18 protein-coding genes and 1 other annotated feature are annotated in these 15,696 nt (G+C 37.4%); of the genes, 14 read left to right on the forward strand and 4 right to left on the reverse strand.

Annotated elements, in window-relative coordinates; translation table 11 throughout:
- Window positions 1–1,021: hypothetical protein (locus tag B6258_RS18185; protein WP_206073621.1), on the forward strand; the 1,021-nt coding region annotated here is incomplete at its 5' end.
- A 598-nt stretch (window positions 1,022–1,619) separates the two neighbouring features.
- Here the strand turns inward: B6258_RS18185 and B6258_RS10500 are convergent.
- Window positions 1,620–1,844, reverse strand: coding sequence for a DNA polymerase III subunit theta (locus tag B6258_RS10500; RefSeq protein WP_099075214.1), 225 nt, complete (start codon window positions 1,842–1,844; stop codon window positions 1,620–1,622).
- Between the two features lie 206 nt (window positions 1,845–2,050).
- On the opposite strand from B6258_RS10500, the gene B6258_RS10505 reads away from it, so the two are divergent.
- Window positions 2,051–2,722 carry a transglycosylase SLT domain-containing protein gene (locus B6258_RS10505; protein WP_099075215.1) on the forward strand — a complete coding sequence of 224 codons (672 nt, stop codon included), beginning with the start codon at window positions 2,051–2,053 and terminating at the stop codon, window positions 2,720–2,722.
- Here the strand turns inward: B6258_RS10505 and B6258_RS10510 are convergent.
- Together B6258_RS10510 and B6258_RS10515 are read right to left on the reverse strand one after the other, a co-directional pair.
- Window positions 2,719–3,432 carry a MarC family NAAT transporter gene (locus B6258_RS10510; RefSeq protein WP_099075216.1) on the reverse strand — a complete coding sequence of 238 codons (714 nt, stop codon included), beginning with the start codon at window positions 3,430–3,432 and terminating at the stop codon, window positions 2,719–2,721. The two genes, B6258_RS10505 and B6258_RS10510, sit on opposite strands and share 4 nt — an antisense overlap.
- Window positions 3,433–3,531: 99 nt before the next feature.
- Complete coding sequence (locus tag B6258_RS10515) at window positions 3,532–4,125, reverse strand: GNAT family N-acetyltransferase (protein ID WP_099075692.1); 594 nt, start codon at window positions 4,123–4,125, stop codon at window positions 3,532–3,534.
- 265 nt (window positions 4,126–4,390) lie between these two features.
- Here B6258_RS10515 and B6258_RS10520 point away from each other — a divergent pair, with 265 nt between their 5' ends.
- Together B6258_RS10520 and B6258_RS10525 are read left to right on the forward strand one after the other, a co-directional pair.
- Window positions 4,391–4,729, forward strand: a complete 339-nt coding sequence (locus B6258_RS10520) for a tRNA-binding protein (protein WP_099075217.1) — start codon at window positions 4,391–4,393, stop codon at window positions 4,727–4,729.
- Window positions 4,730–4,825: 96 nt separating this feature from the next.
- Complete coding sequence (locus B6258_RS10525) at window positions 4,826–5,515, forward strand: AraC family transcriptional regulator (RefSeq protein WP_099075218.1); 690 nt, start codon at window positions 4,826–4,828, stop codon at window positions 5,513–5,515.
- Window positions 5,516–5,519: 4 nt separating this feature from the next.
- On the opposite strand, the gene B6258_RS10530 is transcribed toward B6258_RS10525, so the two are convergent.
- Entirely contained in the window at window positions 5,520–5,960 is a 441-nt protein-coding gene (locus tag B6258_RS10530; RefSeq protein ID WP_099075219.1) for a PACE efflux transporter, read from the reverse strand.
- Window positions 5,961–6,336: 376 nt separating this feature from the next.
- Between B6258_RS10530 and thrS the strand changes: the two genes are divergently transcribed.
- The 10 genes from thrS to B6258_RS10575 all read left to right on the forward strand — a co-directional run bounded on the left by thrS (window position 6,337) and on the right by B6258_RS10575 (window position 15,657).
- Entirely contained in the window at window positions 6,337–8,265 is a 1,929-nt protein-coding gene (gene thrS, locus B6258_RS10535; RefSeq protein WP_023582384.1) for a threonine--tRNA ligase, read from the forward strand.
- 3 nt (window positions 8,266–8,268) lie between these two features.
- Window positions 8,269–8,808 (forward strand): translation initiation factor IF-3, encoded by a 540-nt coding sequence (gene infC, locus B6258_RS10540; RefSeq protein ID WP_099075220.1) that lies wholly within the window; start codon window positions 8,269–8,271, stop codon window positions 8,806–8,808.
- Window positions 8,809–8,902: 94 nt separating this feature from the next.
- Window positions 8,903–9,100 (forward strand): 50S ribosomal protein L35, encoded by a 198-nt coding sequence (gene rpmI, locus B6258_RS10545; RefSeq protein ID WP_004263702.1) that lies wholly within the window; start codon window positions 8,903–8,905, stop codon window positions 9,098–9,100.
- Window positions 9,101–9,142: 42 nt separating this feature from the next.
- Window positions 9,143–9,499: a 50S ribosomal protein L20 gene (gene rplT, locus B6258_RS10550; RefSeq protein ID WP_006537111.1), complete on the forward strand. Its 357-nt coding sequence runs from the start codon at window positions 9,143–9,145 to the stop codon at window positions 9,497–9,499.
- Window positions 9,500–9,606: 107 nt separating this feature from the next.
- Window positions 9,607–9,730 (forward strand) — a sequence feature (Phe leader region).
- Complete coding sequence (pheM, locus tag B6258_RS18560; protein WP_120655563.1) at window positions 9,608–9,655, forward strand: pheST operon leader peptide PheM; 48 nt, start codon at window positions 9,608–9,610, stop codon at window positions 9,653–9,655. (Overlaps the previous feature by 48 nt.)
- A gap of 99 nt (window positions 9,731–9,829) precedes the next feature.
- A complete protein-coding gene (pheS, locus tag B6258_RS10555) occupies window positions 9,830–10,813 on the forward strand; it encodes a phenylalanine--tRNA ligase subunit alpha (RefSeq protein ID WP_023582383.1) in 984 nt (327 codons plus the stop codon).
- 14 nt (window positions 10,814–10,827) lie between these two features.
- A complete protein-coding gene (gene pheT / locus B6258_RS10560; protein ID WP_099075221.1) occupies window positions 10,828–13,215 on the forward strand; it encodes a phenylalanine--tRNA ligase subunit beta in 2,388 nt (795 codons plus the stop codon).
- 4 nt (window positions 13,216–13,219) lie between these two features.
- Window positions 13,220–13,516, forward strand: coding sequence for an integration host factor subunit alpha (gene ihfA / locus B6258_RS10565; RefSeq protein WP_023582381.1), 297 nt, complete (start codon window positions 13,220–13,222; stop codon window positions 13,514–13,516).
- A 379-nt stretch (window positions 13,517–13,895) separates the two neighbouring features.
- On the forward strand, window positions 13,896–14,906 hold the full coding sequence (gene btuC, locus B6258_RS10570) for a vitamin B12 ABC transporter permease BtuC (protein ID WP_099075222.1): 1,011 nt from the start codon (window positions 13,896–13,898) through the stop codon (window positions 14,904–14,906).
- Between the two features lies 1 nt (window position 14,907).
- A complete protein-coding gene (locus B6258_RS10575; protein WP_099075223.1) occupies window positions 14,908–15,657 on the forward strand; it encodes a vitamin B12 ABC transporter ATP-binding protein BtuD in 750 nt (249 codons plus the stop codon).
- The last annotated feature ends 39 nt before the right edge of the window (window positions 15,658–15,696 follow it).

Consider the following 15,696-nt stretch of genomic DNA (forward strand, 5'->3'; position numbering starts at 1 on the left):
TTATATTATGAAAAAAAGCATACCTTTTGTTGTTTTACCTCTTATTATTGCTGGATGTTCTAGTGGTGGTAGTGAGAACAAAGATAATAATGTTATTCAGGAAAAGAAAGTCGATATTATATCTAACAACCCTACATCTAGTTTAAATAAAGAGGGGGCTAAAAGAGTCAATGAAGAATTAAATAAAGAAGTAAGTGAAAAAGTAAATGAAGAAGTAAATAAAGAAGTAAATAAAGAAGTAAATGAAGTGGAAAATAAAGAAGTAAATAAAGAAGCGAATAAAGCAGTGAATGAGGTGGTAAATAAAGAAATATTCGTGGATCAGAAATTATTGTCAAAAGATAAAGAAAAAGTATATACAGGTAGTAAGATAGATAAGATATACCAATCTAACTGGGAGTATGGGAAAGAAAATATTCCTGTTTATAATATTGAAGGTTCAAAAGATCCATATGAAAATTATTTATCTAGTGAAGAAAAAATAATTACTTTCGTAACAGATAAAGGCGATTCTCATCAATTTAGTTTGTTGGGTGATGTTGGATATTATGGATATCGAATTGAATTAGATGCTGATAGAACAGCAAGTTATGCTTCTTATATTTATTCTATTGAAAAAGACCTTATTGCTGAAAATGTACCTAATGATTTAAATGCTGTGTATAGTAAAAAAGATGGTTTTGTATATGGCCCTTTAGATCACAGATCTGATCAAATAAACGCAGTAGTTAGAACAGCAGACATTACAATGAATTATACTAATGGTATAGTTAAAGGCGTTATTACTGAAAATGACCCACGTATAGGTAATAATGAATTATTTAAAATAGATGGTAATACTAAAAGTTTAGTAATAACACCTACTCAGCATGTATCAAATGGTATCATTCCTAATGATAGAGCAGCAATGGATATTCAATTTGTTAATTCTGCAGAAAATATAGATGATCATAAATATATTTTAGGAACTGCAAAAGCGGAGTCATGGGTAGGTGTATTAGCCGCAGAAAAACAAAATTAATATTAGAGTGATGTACAGCTATTTAGTTAGTTTTTATTTATCAAAAGCCTCTTAGCTGAGGCTTTTTAAAAAATCATAGTCTAGGCTTATATGGATAAAAATAATTATACTTTTTAAGTAATGAGAGTTTTTGCTCGATGCATCAAGCGTCTCTCGTTTTTCTCTCAAATAATCATATCGATCATAATGTTTCTATGAAATGCTGTTTTTTTGTGATTTTGCACTATATCCTTTAACTTATGACTTATTCCTATTCCTCCAGCTAATATTTTGAATACTTACTGAATTATATTTACCGCTCTAATATGTGGTTATCAAAACCAATAAAAGTATTATGGTAATCAACTGATTATAAAAAGGTATAATCAGTTTTTAGGTCTGAGAATGGAGAATATGCCGTAATAAATAGTTAAAAGTCATGGTGATATATAATGCTACGCCACCTGGGGTGAGGGTGTATGATGGGTAATACAACTAATTGTCAGTATGATGTTTTATCAATAAGTGTAAGAGAAAAAATCAGGAAACCAATAAGACTCCAAAAATTTATAACTGAGTGATTATATAAATCGGTCAGTTCCATTGAGTATCGGCACTATTATGTTTTCAAATATTGCACTGACTTGTTATCAGGTAATTTCTTACTTCTCTCTTTATAAAATGCCAATCGTTCATTAAAGTACGCTCTCAAATGTGTGGGTTGTTGTTCAACTTCAGGCGCAACAACTGGCATATTGAGGCATTCTTTGTATGCGACTTCCGACACAGCTAACTCGATATTAATTTTATCTTTTTCTTCTTGGGCTAAGTTTGCGAGATTCATATCGGATCTAGCCAGTTTTTGGATAGTATAAGAAAAGGGCTAATTTGAGATAAAACGCACAGACTAGAAGTAGTAATAGATTGATTTATTTCTCATGCTTTGCCATATTTTAGCATGCATTTTTGCGTGAAAATAGAATAATATATCTATAGCTTATTGATATATAAATATGTCTTTGTACAACCCTTTATGCAAAAGGATAAAACGTGAAAGTAAAAATCATCTTTTCTTTGGCAATTTTGCTTCTTGCTGGTTGTGCTGATCATGCTCGTCAACCTGTTCAAAAAGAAACATCACGATTCTTAAGCCAAAAACCAGTAGAGAATCGCGTTAATAATGCTTCAATCTCAACGGCACAATGGAAATCAACACCTTTTGATAACCATATACAGCAAGCATCAAGCCGTTATGATGTTGATGAAACATTAATTAAGGCGATTATCCAAGTTGAATCAAACTTTAGACCTGAAGTAATTAGCAAATCAAATGCGGTTGGATTAATGCAAATTAAAGCATCAACTGCAGGAAGAGATGTTTACCAAAATAGAGGTAAGATAGGGCAGCCAACAACGGCTCAACTAAAAGATCCCGCCATTAATATCGATTTAGGTACAGCTTATATTCAATTATTAAGAGAGCGCCACCTTGTTGGTATTGCCGATCCTGAAACACTTTATTACGCCACTATCCTTGCTTATGTGAATGGTGCTGGCGCTCTGTTAAGAACATTTGATAAAGATAGAGATAATGCTATCGCTAAAATTAATTCAATGAGTGCGGATGATTTTTATCGTTATGTCGAAAAAAATCATCCGGCGTCTCAAGCACCACGTTATTTAGCAAAGGTGAGAGCGGCTTACCATGCAGGTGATAATTAATCTGGCAAATTAGCGGCTGCTTGAGCCTGTTTTAATAAAGCAGGTAAATCAGCAATAATTTCAAGAACGCCATTGATCATAAACTGAACACCCATACAGATTAATAAAAATCCCATTACGCGAGAAATAGCGTCTATACCACTGTGACCTAAATACTTCATAATGCTGGTGGAGCCACGAAGTGATACCCAAACAATGACGCTAATTAAAAAGAAGCTTGTCACAGGGGCGATATACAATACCCATTGCGCAATATCAGTACGTGAGGGGATTGAAGCCGCAGTACTGATTATCATTGCAATCGTTCCGGGACCTGCTGTACTTGGCATTGCTAAAGGAACAAAGGCAATATTAGGCTCTTTGGGATTACGATGTGGATTGTTATCGTCTGAAATAGGATCATCGACATTAGGTGTGTTTGGAAACAGCATACTAAAGCCAATAAAGGCAACGATCATTCCGCCTGCAATACGAAGACCGGGGATCGAAATACCAAACGTTGTCATTATGATCCGTCCCGCATAGAACGCGATGGTCATAATGAGGAAAATATACACACACGCCATTAAGGATTGTTGATTACGCTGTTCCTTTGTCATATTGCCTGAAAGGCCAAGCCAAAGAGCAACAGTCGTTAATGGATTAGTTAAAGGCAAAAGCAAAATAAGACCAAGACCGATAGCCTGAAAAAACTGGTAAACAGAGTGCATGGAATATAAAAGCTCCCAATAACAGATAATTAAGGAGTAATTATGATAACAAATTAAACGAGATAATAGTTATTTTCCTCGTAATATTCTTAATGTGTATTAGTATTTTTTCATAAGCCATTCTAAATGCGCCTTTACCGAACTCCAGTCATAATCAGTAATGCTATAAACACAAGTATCTCTTTTTTGCCCCGTCGTTGTTAATCTATGATTACGCAAAATACCATCCAGTTTTGCACCAAGTCGCTCAATCGCTCTGCGGCTAGTTTGATTTAATATATGAGTTCGAAATTCAACAGCAATGCACTGCAAATCTTCTAAGGCATATTTAAGTAAGAGATATTTAGCCTCTGTGTTTATTCCTGTTCTTTGTACTTCTTTGGTATACCACGTTGAACCAATTTCTAATCTTGGGGTTTGGCTATCAATATTCATAAAGGTTGTTATGCCAACCACTCGGTTATTAGCTTTAGAAATAATGGTAAAAGGCAACATTAACCCTTTTTGTTGCAACTGAAGTTTATGCTCAATATCGCGTTGTAACGCTGTTACTGAAGGAACGGTGGTATACCAAAGCTCATCGGGCCTATCTTTCTCGATTAATTGATAAAGTTCTGAGTAGTGTTCCATACTTAGAGGCACTAAACGCACAAGATTTCCTTCTAGTGTTGTCCACTCTGTTATCTTTTTCATCATAAATATTCTCTGGGGGGGAATAAAAATACGTTTTTTAAGAATACTTTTTATACATAACAAATTTATGAATTAATATTGTTATTTAAAAGGCTATTAAAAAAATAGGCCAAATTCAGAATGATGGAAATAGAGAAAAAAGAATGCGAGTGATTCTTTCTCAACAGAAAATGACTGTTTTACCACAGGTGAGCCAGCATCATGCGTGTTAATCTATAATTCAACAATAGTGATATAACCGTAAACACAATCGATTGGTAAAAAGATGACAGATTTAATTGAATGGGATGATTTTCTACGTGTAGAAATGAGAGTGGGAACGATTATTAGCGCAGAAATAAATAAGAAAGCTAATAAACCCGCTTATGTGATGGAAGTTGATTTGGGCGAGTTAGGCATAAAGCGTTCAAGTGCTCAAATTACGGTAAACTATACACCTGAAGATCTTGTGGGACGTCGCATTTTATGCGTATGTAATTTTCCAGTTAAACGCATTGCAGGTATAAAATCTGAAGTCTTAATTACAGGGGCACCTGATGAAACGGGAGCAATTGTATTGGCTGAGTTTAATTTGCCTTTAGCAAATGGTTCACGTTTAGCATAAATCAGTATCTTGATAAGACACTCTTAAATAGTGATGTTCTGCTGAGTTTTGATATAGTAATTGTTCAATAGCAGGATGGATATAAAGGAGTGTCTTTTGTTATTACCTCAATTGCATTTGCGATGTTATACACAAGAGACGGTATCTCATCAGCATGATAATTTATGGCAGATTATTTTCGGGCTTTCAGGTTCGATGGAAGTTAATTTCAATCGAGAAGATTTTCTGATTTCCAGTCAAAACTGTTTGATTATCCCTCCAACTATTCATCATGCCTTTTCAGGTAATATAGATAATAAAAATCTTATTCTAGAACTCCCTGCAACCTCGCAATGGCAATTAGGTGAGAAAGGTGGGCAATTTGCGTTATCACCAGCAGCCATTGGTTTATTAGACTGGCTACATCAATATCCTCAATCTCCTGATCAATATTCAACGATCACTCGCTTATTACTCGCTCAAATGAAAATACAAAAAAGTTGGCGCGATAATTTGGATGTTTGGTTAGCGAATAACTTACATACACCATTAACAACACATGATATTGCTTTCGCTTTTAATACATCTGCGAGTACGTTGCAACGAAAAATGAAAGCAGAGGTAGGAGTGTCTGTGATGCAATATGTTACTCAACAGCGACTTAGCAAAGCTGCTGAATTATTAAAATATACATCAGTAAATATTGAAAATATTGCTTTAACAGTAGGGTATGATTCGCACTCTGCATTTAGCCAGGCATTTCGCCAATACTTTAATAAAAGCCCTACTGAGTATCGACAAAATTAATCAATTACACCACTTTATTCTCTGTCGAATAAACGCGGGGACATAATTTATCGAAGGCGAGTGTGAATAAATAGGTATAAATAAAGAAGAACACTAATATCGTGATTTCCATACTTATTGCTTTTATAAAACCGACATCATACCACCATATATAAAGTGGAATGGTAAAGAAGAACAGACCTAATTCAAAACTTATTGCATGGATAAGCCGCACCATGACGGTACGTTTTTTTATTTTTAGCGTTGATTCAATCAATTCAAAGAAAGAATTAAAAATATAATTCCAAATCAAGGCAATAACAGAAACAGCGATTGCAACAGGCAGTGAATTATGTGATTGGCTTTGGCTTAATACTGCAAGTAAAACAGTACTTAATAAAATCGCGAGAGCTTCAAAGGTAATAGCATAGACTAATTTACGAGAGCGGGGCTTTAGATAAAACACGTTATACACCTTTATGTTAACAACGAAGGTTCTGGCCCGCCCCAGAAAATGTTATTTTTAAAGCCACGGTTTCCGCTTATTTGTTATAGTAGATAAATTAAATAAAAATTTCTATCTCTCTGTGTATTAAAAAAGAAACGTTAAAATTACCCATGAGATAAATGTATAAATCTTTACAGTCTGTGATAATATCCCCCCTGAGTTACGATAAGGCTCAGTGATGTTATGGATATTTATAAAATAAATATGAGTACATAACTGTGTGCAAACCTCGCGAGGTAAAGTGAGAAATTGTCGTAACGTACTGAATATATACGAAATAAAAAGCTTACATGTGATCTTGCGTATGGGTCACCACTGTAAATAAGGATTTTAAATGCCAATTATTACTCTTCCTGACGGAAGCCAACGTCAATTTGAAAATGCAGTTTCTGTCATGGATGTCGCTGCAGATATCGGTCCTGGACTTGCGAAAGCATGTATTGCAGGTCGTGTTAATGGTGAGCTGGTAGATGCTTGTGAATTAATCGAACATGATGCAAATCTGGCGATTATCACCGCAAAGGATGATGAAGGTCTTGAAATTATTCGTCACTCTTGTGCCCACTTATTGGGACATGCCATTAAACAATTATGGCCACACACCAAAATGGCGATTGGTCCTGTTATTGAAAATGGATTCTACTACGATGTGGATTTAGACCATTCTCTAACGCAGGAAGATTTAGACACTCTAGAAAAACGCATGCTAGAGTTGGCAAAAACAGATTATGACGTTATTAAAAAACGCGTAAGCTGGGCTGAAGCTCGTGAAACATTTGTTTCTCGTGGTGAAGACTATAAAGTTGCTATTCTTGACGAAAATATTAGCCAAGATTCTCAACCAGGTCTTTATCATCACCAAGAATATGTTGATATGTGCCGTGGGCCACACGTTCCAAACATGCGTTTCTGTCATAACTTCAAATTGCAGAAAATCGCAGGTGCATATTGGCGCGGTAACAGCGATAATAAAATGCTACAACGCATTTATGGTACAGCTTGGGCTGATAAGAAACAGTTAAAAGCTTACTTAGATCGCTTAGAAGAAGCCGCTAAACGTGACCACCGCAAAATTGGTAAACAGCTTGATTTATATCATATGCAAGAAGAAGCGCCGGGTATGGCTTTCTGGCATAATGATGGCTGGACTATTTTCCGTGAGTTAGAAACATTTGTACGTTGTAAATTAAAAGAATATGATTACCAAGAAGTAAAAGGTCCATTTATGATGGATCGTGTTCTTTGGGAAAAAACAGGTCACTGGGAAAACTACAAAGAAAACATGTTCACAACATCTTCAGAGAACCGTGAATATTGTATTAAACCAATGAACTGCCCTGGTCACGTACAAATCTTCAAACAAGGTTTACGTTCTTACCGTGATTTGCCATTACGTATGGCTGAATTCGGTAGTTGCCATCGTAATGAACCATCAGGTGCATTGCATGGTTTAATGCGTGTTCGTGGCTTTACACAAGACGATGCGCATATTTTCTGTACTGAAGAACAGATTTTAAGTGAAGTAAATGACTGCATCAAATTGATTTATGATGTATATTCTACTTTCGGATTTGAAAAAATCGTTGTTAAGCTGTCTACTCGCCCAGAAAAACGTATCGGTGAAGATGCATTATGGGATGTTGCTGAAGCAGACTTAGCAAAAGCCTTAACTGATAACAATATCGAATTTGAATATCAGCCAGGCGAAGGGGCGTTTTATGGCCCTAAAATTGAATTTACACTTTACGATTGTTTAGATCGTGCATGGCAGTGTGGTACAGTACAATTAGACTTCTCACTACCAGGTCGTTTAGGCGCATCTTATGTTGCCGAAAATAACGAGCGTAAAGTACCTGTTATGTTACACCGAGCAGTGCTAGGATCCTTAGAACGTTTTATTGGTATTCTGACAGAAGAATACGCAGGATTCTTCCCAACTTGGTTAGCACCACAGCAAGTTGTCGTGATGAATATCACGGATGGACAGGCTGATTATGTACAAAAACTCGTCAAAGAATTGCAAGATGCCGGAATTCGTGCAAAAGCAGACTTGAGAAATGAGAAGATTGGCTTTAAAATTCGTGAACATACTTTACGTCGTGTTCCGTACATGCTTGTCTGTGGCGATAAAGAAGTTGAATCAGGCAAAGTTGCGGTTCGTACTCGTCGAGGAAAAGACCTTGGCAGTATCGACGTTAACGAATTTAAAGAAAAGCTTCTGCAAGAAATTAGAAGCAGAAGTCTTCATCAGTTGGAGGAATAAGGTATTAAAGGCGGAAAAAGAATTCAATCAACGCGTCAGAATCGCATCAATGGTGAGATTCGCGCTCATGAAGTTCGTTTAACAGGTTTAGATGGCGAACAGATTGGAGTTGTTAGTCTGAAAGAGGCTCTTGAGAAAGCCGAGGAAGCAGGTGCTGATTTAGTTGAAATTAGTCCTAATGCCGAGCCGCCGGTTTGTCGTATTATGGACTACGGCAAATTCCTCTATGAGAAAAGTAAGACTCTCAAAGAACAGAAAAAGAAACAAAAAGTTATTCAGGTTAAGGAAATCAAATTCCGTCCTGGTACAGATGAAGGCGACTATCAGGTCAAACTACGCAACCTGATTCGTTTTCTTGAAGATGGCGATAAAGCCAAAGTCACACTGCGTTTCCGTGGTCGTGAAATGGCACACCAACAAATCGGTATGGAAATGCTTAACCGTATCCGTGAAGATTTGGATGAACTGGCTGCTGTTGAATCTTTCCCTAATAAGATTGAAGGGCGTCAGATGATCATGGTGCTAGCGCCGAAGAAGAAATAGTCGGGCAATTCAAGTAATAGCGTCAGCCTTTCAAGGCTGATTGCTATTCGCCTTATTATTTTATGTTATTAACAATGCGAAGTGGATTATAGAAATGCCAAAGATTAAAACAGTACGCGGCGCAGCGAAGCGCTTTAAAAAAACTGCTGGTGGTGGCTTCAAGCGCAAGCATGCTAACCTCCGTCACATTCTGACTAAAAAATCAACTAAGCGTAAACGTCATTTACGTCCAAAAGGCATGGTCTCTAAAGGAGATTTAGGTCTGGTCGTAGCTTGCTTACCATACGCATAAGTATCACTTTTTTAACAGAATATAGACATTTAGGAGTTTAATATGGCTCGTGCTAAACGTGGTGTTATCGCCCGTGCTCGTCACAAGAAAATTTTAAAGCAAGCTAAAGGTTATTACGGTGCACGTTCACGCGTATATCGTGTAGCTTTCCAGGCTGTAATTAAAGCTGGTCAATATGCGTACCGTGACCGTCGTCAGAAAAAACGTCAGTTCCGTCAGCTGTGGATCGCGCGTATTAACGCAGCAGCTCGTCAGAACGGTATGTCTTATAGCCGTTTCATCAATGGTCTGAAAAAAGCATCCATTGAAATCGACCGTAAGATTCTGGCTGACATCGCTGTATTCGACAAAGTAGCATTCGCTGCTTTAGTTGAAAAAGCGAAAGGTGCTCTGGCTTAATTATTAATTAAGCAATGGAAGAGGGAGTTTTCTCCCTCTTTTATTTTGTCTAAATTTGTGGCTTAATGATATATATTCAATAAGTTAATATTTTAAGAGACATTATCAATGTTAAATATCGCTTTTTTCCGTTTCTTTTTTTACTTTAGCGCCTAATTCAAGGGGGCTTTTGCGCGTAAGAAAAGAAACGAAAAGTAGCGCCTGAGCCTCCAATATGGAGGCTTTTTTGTTTTCAGATCCCATCTTGGGTTAGAAACCAAAAAGGGCAATTTTATTCGTCATCATTGATAACAACTAATAGACCTCATCAGGTCAAAGGAAGAGGAAACGATGCCACATCTCGCTGAACTCGTTGCTCAAGCTAAAGCAGCTATCGAAGAGGCACAGGATGTTGCTGCGCTGGATTCGGTTCGTGTTGAATACTTGGGGAAAAAAGGTCATTTAACGCTTCAGATGTCCACGCTGCGCGACTTACCCGCGGAAGATCGTCCAGCTGCAGGGGCTGTCATTAATCAGGCTAAACAAGAGGTTCAGCAAGCGCTGAATACTCGTAAAGATTATCTTGAATCAGCATTATTAAACGAACGTTTATCTGCTGAGAAAATCGATGTGTCTTTGCCTGGTCGCCGTATTGAAAACGGTGGTCTACACCCAGTAACTCGTACAATTGAACGTATTGAAACTTTCTTTGGCGAATTAGGGTTTTCTGTAGAATCTGGCCCTGAAATCGAAGATGATTATCATAACTTTGATGCGTTGAATATTCCTGCACATCACCCAGCAAGAGCTGATCACGATACCTTCTGGTTTGATGCAAAACGTTTACTGCGTACACAAACGTCAGGTGTACAAATTCGTACCATGCAAGATAAACAGCCACCTATTCGCATCATCGCACCGGGCCGCGTATATCGTAATGACTACGATCAGACTCACACACCAATGTTCCACCAAATTGAAGGCTTAATTGTTGATAAAGACATTAGCTTTACCAATTTAAAAGGAACACTACACGATTTCCTGAAAAACTTTTTTGAAGAAGATATGGAAATTCGTTTCCGTCCTTCTTATTTCCCATTCACAGAGCCTTCTGCAGAAGTCGATGTAATGGGTAAGAATGGTAAATGGTTAGAAGTGTTGGGTTGCGGAATGGTTCACCCAAATGTATTACGTAATGTAGGTATCGATCCTGAAGTTTATTCAGGTTTTGCGTTCGGTATGGGTATGGAACGTCTGACTATGTTACGTTACGGTGTCACCGACTTGCGTTCATTCTTCGAAAACGATCTTCGTTTCCTCAAACAGTTTAAATAAGGTGGGATTATCTCATGAAATTCAGTGAACTTTGGTTACGTGAGTGGGTAAACCCAGCGATTAGTAGCGAAGCGCTTTCTGAACAACTGACAATGGCTGGCCTTGAAGTCGATGGCGTTGAAGCTGTTGCTGGTGATTTTAACGGTGTATTTGTAGGTGAAGTTGTTGAATGTGGGCAACACCCTAATGCCGATAAATTACGTGTAACGAAAGTTAACGTAGGCGGTGACAGATTACTCGATATCGTTTGTGGCGCACCTAACTGCCGCCAAGGCCTAAAAGTTGCGGTTGCAACAGTAGGGGCTGTATTACCAGGCGACTTCAAAATTAAAGCAGCAAAACTACGTGGCGAACCTTCTGAAGGTATGCTGTGCTCATTTTCTGAATTAGCAATTTCAGAAAATCATGAAGGTATTATTGAATTACCTGCTGATGCACCGATTGGCATGGATATTCGTGAATACTTAAAATTAAATGATAATGCGATTGAAATTAGCATTACACCAAATCGTGCTGATTGCTTAGGCATTTTAGGTGTTGCTCGTGATATCGCTGTTATCAACAAAATGGAATGCCAAGTACCAGATATGTCGCCTGTTGCGGCAACTTCTTCAGCAACATTCCCTGTACGTGTTGAAGCGCCAGAAGCGTGTCCACGTTATTTAGGTCGTATTTTCACTAATCTAAATGTGAAAGCCAAAACACCTTTATGGATGCAAGAAAAGTTACGTCGTGGTGGCATTCGTTCTATTGACCCAATTGTTGATATTACCAACTTCATTCTACTTGAAATGGGTCAACCGCTACATGCGTTCGATCTTGATAGCGTTGAAGGGGCTGTTGTTGTTCGTATGGGTAAAGAAGGTGAAAAACTGACCTTACTTGATGGCAATGAAATTACATTAAAAGAAGATGTATTAGTTATTGCTGACGAAAAACAAGCATTAGGTATGGCGGGTATTTTCGGCGGTGAATCATCAGGTGTTAATGAAGAAACGAAAAATGTCTTCTTAGAGTGTGCATTCTTCTCTCCATTATCCATTACAGGCCGTGCACGTCGTTATGGCTTGCATACTGATGCTTCCCATCGTTTTGAGCGTGGCGTTGATTCTGAGCTGCAATACAATGCAATTGAGCGTGCAACCAAGCTACTGCTAGAAATTTGCGGTGGTGAAGTTGGTGAAGTCATTGATGTAACCAATCAAGCCCATTTACCGAATATTGCACCAGTCAAATTAACACGTAAAAAATTAGACCGTTTATTAGGCCACGTGATTGATGATGCACAAGTTCTGGATTCATTAACTCGCTTAGGTTTCAACGTTTCTGTTGAAAATGATGGCTGGTTAGCAACCGTTCCTTCATGGCGTTTCGATGTTCAAATCGAAGAAGATCTGATTGAAGAGGTTGCTCGCATTTATGGTTACAACAATATTCCTGATGTGCCATTACGCGCTGATTTGGTGATGACCAACCATCGCGAAGCGAACTTGTCATTAAAACGTGTTAAAACAATGCTAGTAGACAATGGCTTCCAAGAAGCCATTACTTATAGCTTTGTTGATCCGAAGGTTCAATCTTTATTACATCCAAATGAAGAAGCCTTAATTCTGCCTAATCCGATTTCAGCGGATATGTCAGCAATGAGACTGTCTCTATTAACCGGATTATTGACTACGACTGTATATAATCAGAATCGTCAACAATCGAGAGTTAGGTTATTTGAAGCAGGTCTGCGTTTTGTTCCTGATAATCAAGCAGAATATGGAATACGTCAGGAACTTATGTTAGCTGGTGTGATCGCGGGCAACCGTTATGAAGAACATTGGAATTTAGAGAAGCAAACTGTTGATTTCTTTGATTTGAAAGGTAATATTGAATCAATTCTGGAATTGACAGGCCAGCTAGATGAAATTACATTTAAACCAGCTAATCATTCAGCACTTCATCCGGGACAAAGTGCTGAGATTTATCTGAGAAATGAATATATTGGCTGTATTGGCGTTGTTCATCCAGAGCTTGAACGTAAACTTGACTTAAACGGTCGTACGGTAGTATTCGAAATACGTTGGAATGCAATTGCAAATCGCAGTTTACCACAAGCAAAAGCAATTTCTCGTTACCCTTCGAATCGTAGAGATATCGCTGTAGTTGTTCCGAATGATGTCGCTGCAGAGGATATTTTAGCCGAATGTAAGAAAGTTGGCGGAAATCAAATAGTTGGCATAAACTTATTTGACGTGTATTGTGGTAAGGGAGTAGCAGAGGGCTATAAAAGCCTCGCTATTAGCATAATCTTGCAGGATATCGAGCATACACTGGAAGAAGATGAGATTGCTGCAACAGTGAGTAACTGTGTAGCAGCATTGAAACAGCGATTCCAAGCATCCTTGAGGGACTAGACCTATGGCGCTTACAAAAGCTGAAATGGCAGAAAATTTGTTTGAAAAACTTGGTGTTAGCAAACGCGATGCAAAAGACCTTGTAGAATCCTTTTTTGAGGAAGTGCGTCGTTCTCTTGAAAATGGAGAACAGGTGAAGCTGTCTGGATTCGGAAACTTTGACCTGCGTGATAAAAATCAGCGCCCAGGTCGTAATCCGAAAACTGGGGAAGACATTCCTATTACAGCTCGCCGTGTTGTTACTTTCCGCCCAGGACAAAAGTTAAAAAGCCGGGTTGAGAGCGCAACACCAAAAGAATAAGATTTAAAAAACATCCAAAACGGCTTTCTTTGAAAGCCGTTTTTTTATCATTATTACTTGTATCTTATTTTGATGATAAGCGTATTGGGATGTTTATATTTATCAATATAATCTGAATGGATATTTCTATTTGGAAGAAGTATTTTTATTTTTTCATTATCTTTCTTTTTATGCTCATCCCTTATTCTGATTCTTTCATTTTTCTCTTATTTGCATCAACATTGTGATAGTTAATCTCAATTTCTTCTTCATTATTAGAGGCTGGCTTACATGTTTTAAATTTAGTTTTTCATCATTGAATGCGAACATGTTATGTTGCTAAAAAATTATTTTATAAATAAAAATAGTAAGCGCTGTTGTTGCATGGATAGGGAATGAAATGAATAAAGAAGTTAATCCTCTTATTAAATTGACTAAAAGACAACGCATTGACGACAGAAAAAAGCTGTTTTTAATGGTATTAGTATTATGTTTTTTGTTTATTTTTTCCCTCTCTGTCGGTGAGATTTCGTTATTTCCACATCAATGGCTAACAGATGAAGCTCATTTATTTGTTTGGCAGATCCGTTTACCAAGAATACTTGCAGTAGTGACTGTGGGTGCCAGCCTAGCAATTGCGGGTGCAATTATGCAGGCGCTATTCCAAAATCCACTTGCAGAGCCTGGATTATTAGGCGTAAGCAGTGGTGCGGGAGTGTGTGTTGTATTACTTATTGTTTTACAAATTGGGTTAAGTCCTTGGTTGATAAGTAGTGCAGCAATATTCGGTGCACTGGGGATTACTCTCTTATTAATGTTTTTTACTCGAATAAAAAAGCTATCTAATGCTCAATTACTATTAATTGGTGTGGCATTAGGTGTTATGGCAAGCGCGATAATGACTTGGCTAGTTTATTTCAGTTCAGCTTTGGATTTAAGACAATTAATGTATTGGCTGATGGGAAGTTTTAGTGGCATTGATTGGCGTCATCAAATCTTATTTTGGGCTCTTATACCCATTGTCTTAATTCTTATTCTACAAGCCGATGTTCTTAATTATTTATCTCTGGGTTCATTCAGGGCAAAGCAATTAGGGATATCCGTTAATCAATGGCGAAATTGGTTTATTTTAGCCGTTGGGTTATTGATAGGACTGAGTGTTGCTTTAGCGGGCGCGATAAGCTTTGTTGGACTTGTTGTACCGCATTTATTAAGACTATGTGGATTAACCCATTATAAAACGTTATTACCAGCATGTGCGTTTGCCGGTGGCGGATTGTTATTGCTTGCTGATCTATTCTCTCGCTTGATGTTAAATGGTGCAGAAGTTCCGATTGGTGTGATTACCGCAACGCTTGGTGCGCCTTTATTTATCTGGCTATTGGCAACAAAAGAGATGGGACGTTTGTAATATGGCGTTACTTAAACTTGATAATTTAAGTGTTGATAATCGACTTAACGTATTTACAGAACAAGTCAATTATGGGGAGCGTGTCCACTTAATTGGTGCTAATGGTGCAGGAAAAAGCACACTTTTAATGGCCATTGCGGGAGAGTTGCCATTTAGTGGTAAAATCATTCTAAACGAAACTTCAATAAGACATTATAAATATGATGATCTTTCTAGAATGCAGAGCATTGTTATACAACAATTGGAAGCTTTGTCATTTATGCCTGTTTTTCATTATCTCTCGCTATATCATAAATTGTCGAAAATGGATGTTCAGCAATTAAATATGTTGTTAAATGATTTTAAAATTGACAAATTATTGTCAAAGAACATTCATCATTTATCGGGAGGTGAATGGCAGAGGGTTAGAATTGTTGGTGCATTCATCCAATTATGGTCAAGTTATGATTTAAAAGGGAAATTAATCTTACTTGATGAACCAATGAATAATTTAGATGTCGTACAGTTGGCGATTTTTGACAAGTGGGTTGATAAGTTTTGCCAACAAGGTGGTGCCGTTATTATGAGTACACATAATTTGAATCATTCCTATCAAAAAGCAGACAGAGTTTGGCTCATGAAAAATGGATATTTGGTTAATTCTGGCGCATCTGCACTCTTATTGGACGAAAAATTATTATCAACTACATTTAATACAAATATCAAGTGTATCAATGATGTTGATCATATTGATTGGCAGGTTTTGCCATAATATGACTATTGTTAAGCTTATCCCCAAGTAATTATTAAG

Origin of the sequence: Proteus alimentorum, from assembly GCF_002607735.1 — a bacterium.
In the GTDB taxonomy this organism is placed as follows: domain Bacteria; phylum Pseudomonadota; class Gammaproteobacteria; order Enterobacterales; family Enterobacteriaceae; genus Proteus; species Proteus alimentorum.

What these genes read in the sequence shown, in the direction of transcription:
- B6258_RS10510 (WP_099075216.1), bottom strand. Translation starts at nt 3,432, where the DNA reads ATGCACTCTGTTTACCAGTTTTTTCAGGCTATCGGTCTTGGTCTTATT.
- rplT (WP_006537111.1), top strand. Translation starts at nt 9,143, where the DNA reads ATGGCTCGTGCTAAACGTGGTGTTATCGCCCGTGCTCGTCACAAGAAA.
- pheT (WP_099075221.1), top strand. Translation starts at nt 10,828, where the DNA reads ATGAAATTCAGTGAACTTTGGTTACGTGAGTGGGTAAACCCAGCGATT.
- B6258_RS10520 (WP_099075217.1), top strand. Translation starts at nt 4,391, where the DNA reads ATGACAGATTTAATTGAATGGGATGATTTTCTACGTGTAGAAATGAGA.
- B6258_RS10515 (WP_099075692.1), bottom strand. Translation starts at nt 4,125, where the DNA reads ATGAAAAAGATAACAGAGTGGACAACACTAGAAGGAAATCTTGTGCGT.
- ihfA (WP_023582381.1), top strand. Translation starts at nt 13,220, where the DNA reads ATGGCGCTTACAAAAGCTGAAATGGCAGAAAATTTGTTTGAAAAACTT.
- thrS (WP_023582384.1), top strand. Translation starts at nt 6,337, where the DNA reads ATGCCAATTATTACTCTTCCTGACGGAAGCCAACGTCAATTTGAAAAT.
- B6258_RS10500 (WP_099075214.1), bottom strand. Translation starts at nt 1,844, where the DNA reads ATGAATCTCGCAAACTTAGCCCAAGAAGAAAAAGATAAAATTAATATC.
- rpmI (WP_004263702.1), top strand. Translation starts at nt 8,903, where the DNA reads ATGCCAAAGATTAAAACAGTACGCGGCGCAGCGAAGCGCTTTAAAAAA.
- btuC (WP_099075222.1), top strand. Translation starts at nt 13,896, where the DNA reads ATGAATAAAGAAGTTAATCCTCTTATTAAATTGACTAAAAGACAACGC.
- pheS (WP_023582383.1), top strand. Translation starts at nt 9,830, where the DNA reads ATGCCACATCTCGCTGAACTCGTTGCTCAAGCTAAAGCAGCTATCGAA.
- B6258_RS10575 (WP_099075223.1), top strand. Translation starts at nt 14,908, where the DNA reads ATGGCGTTACTTAAACTTGATAATTTAAGTGTTGATAATCGACTTAAC.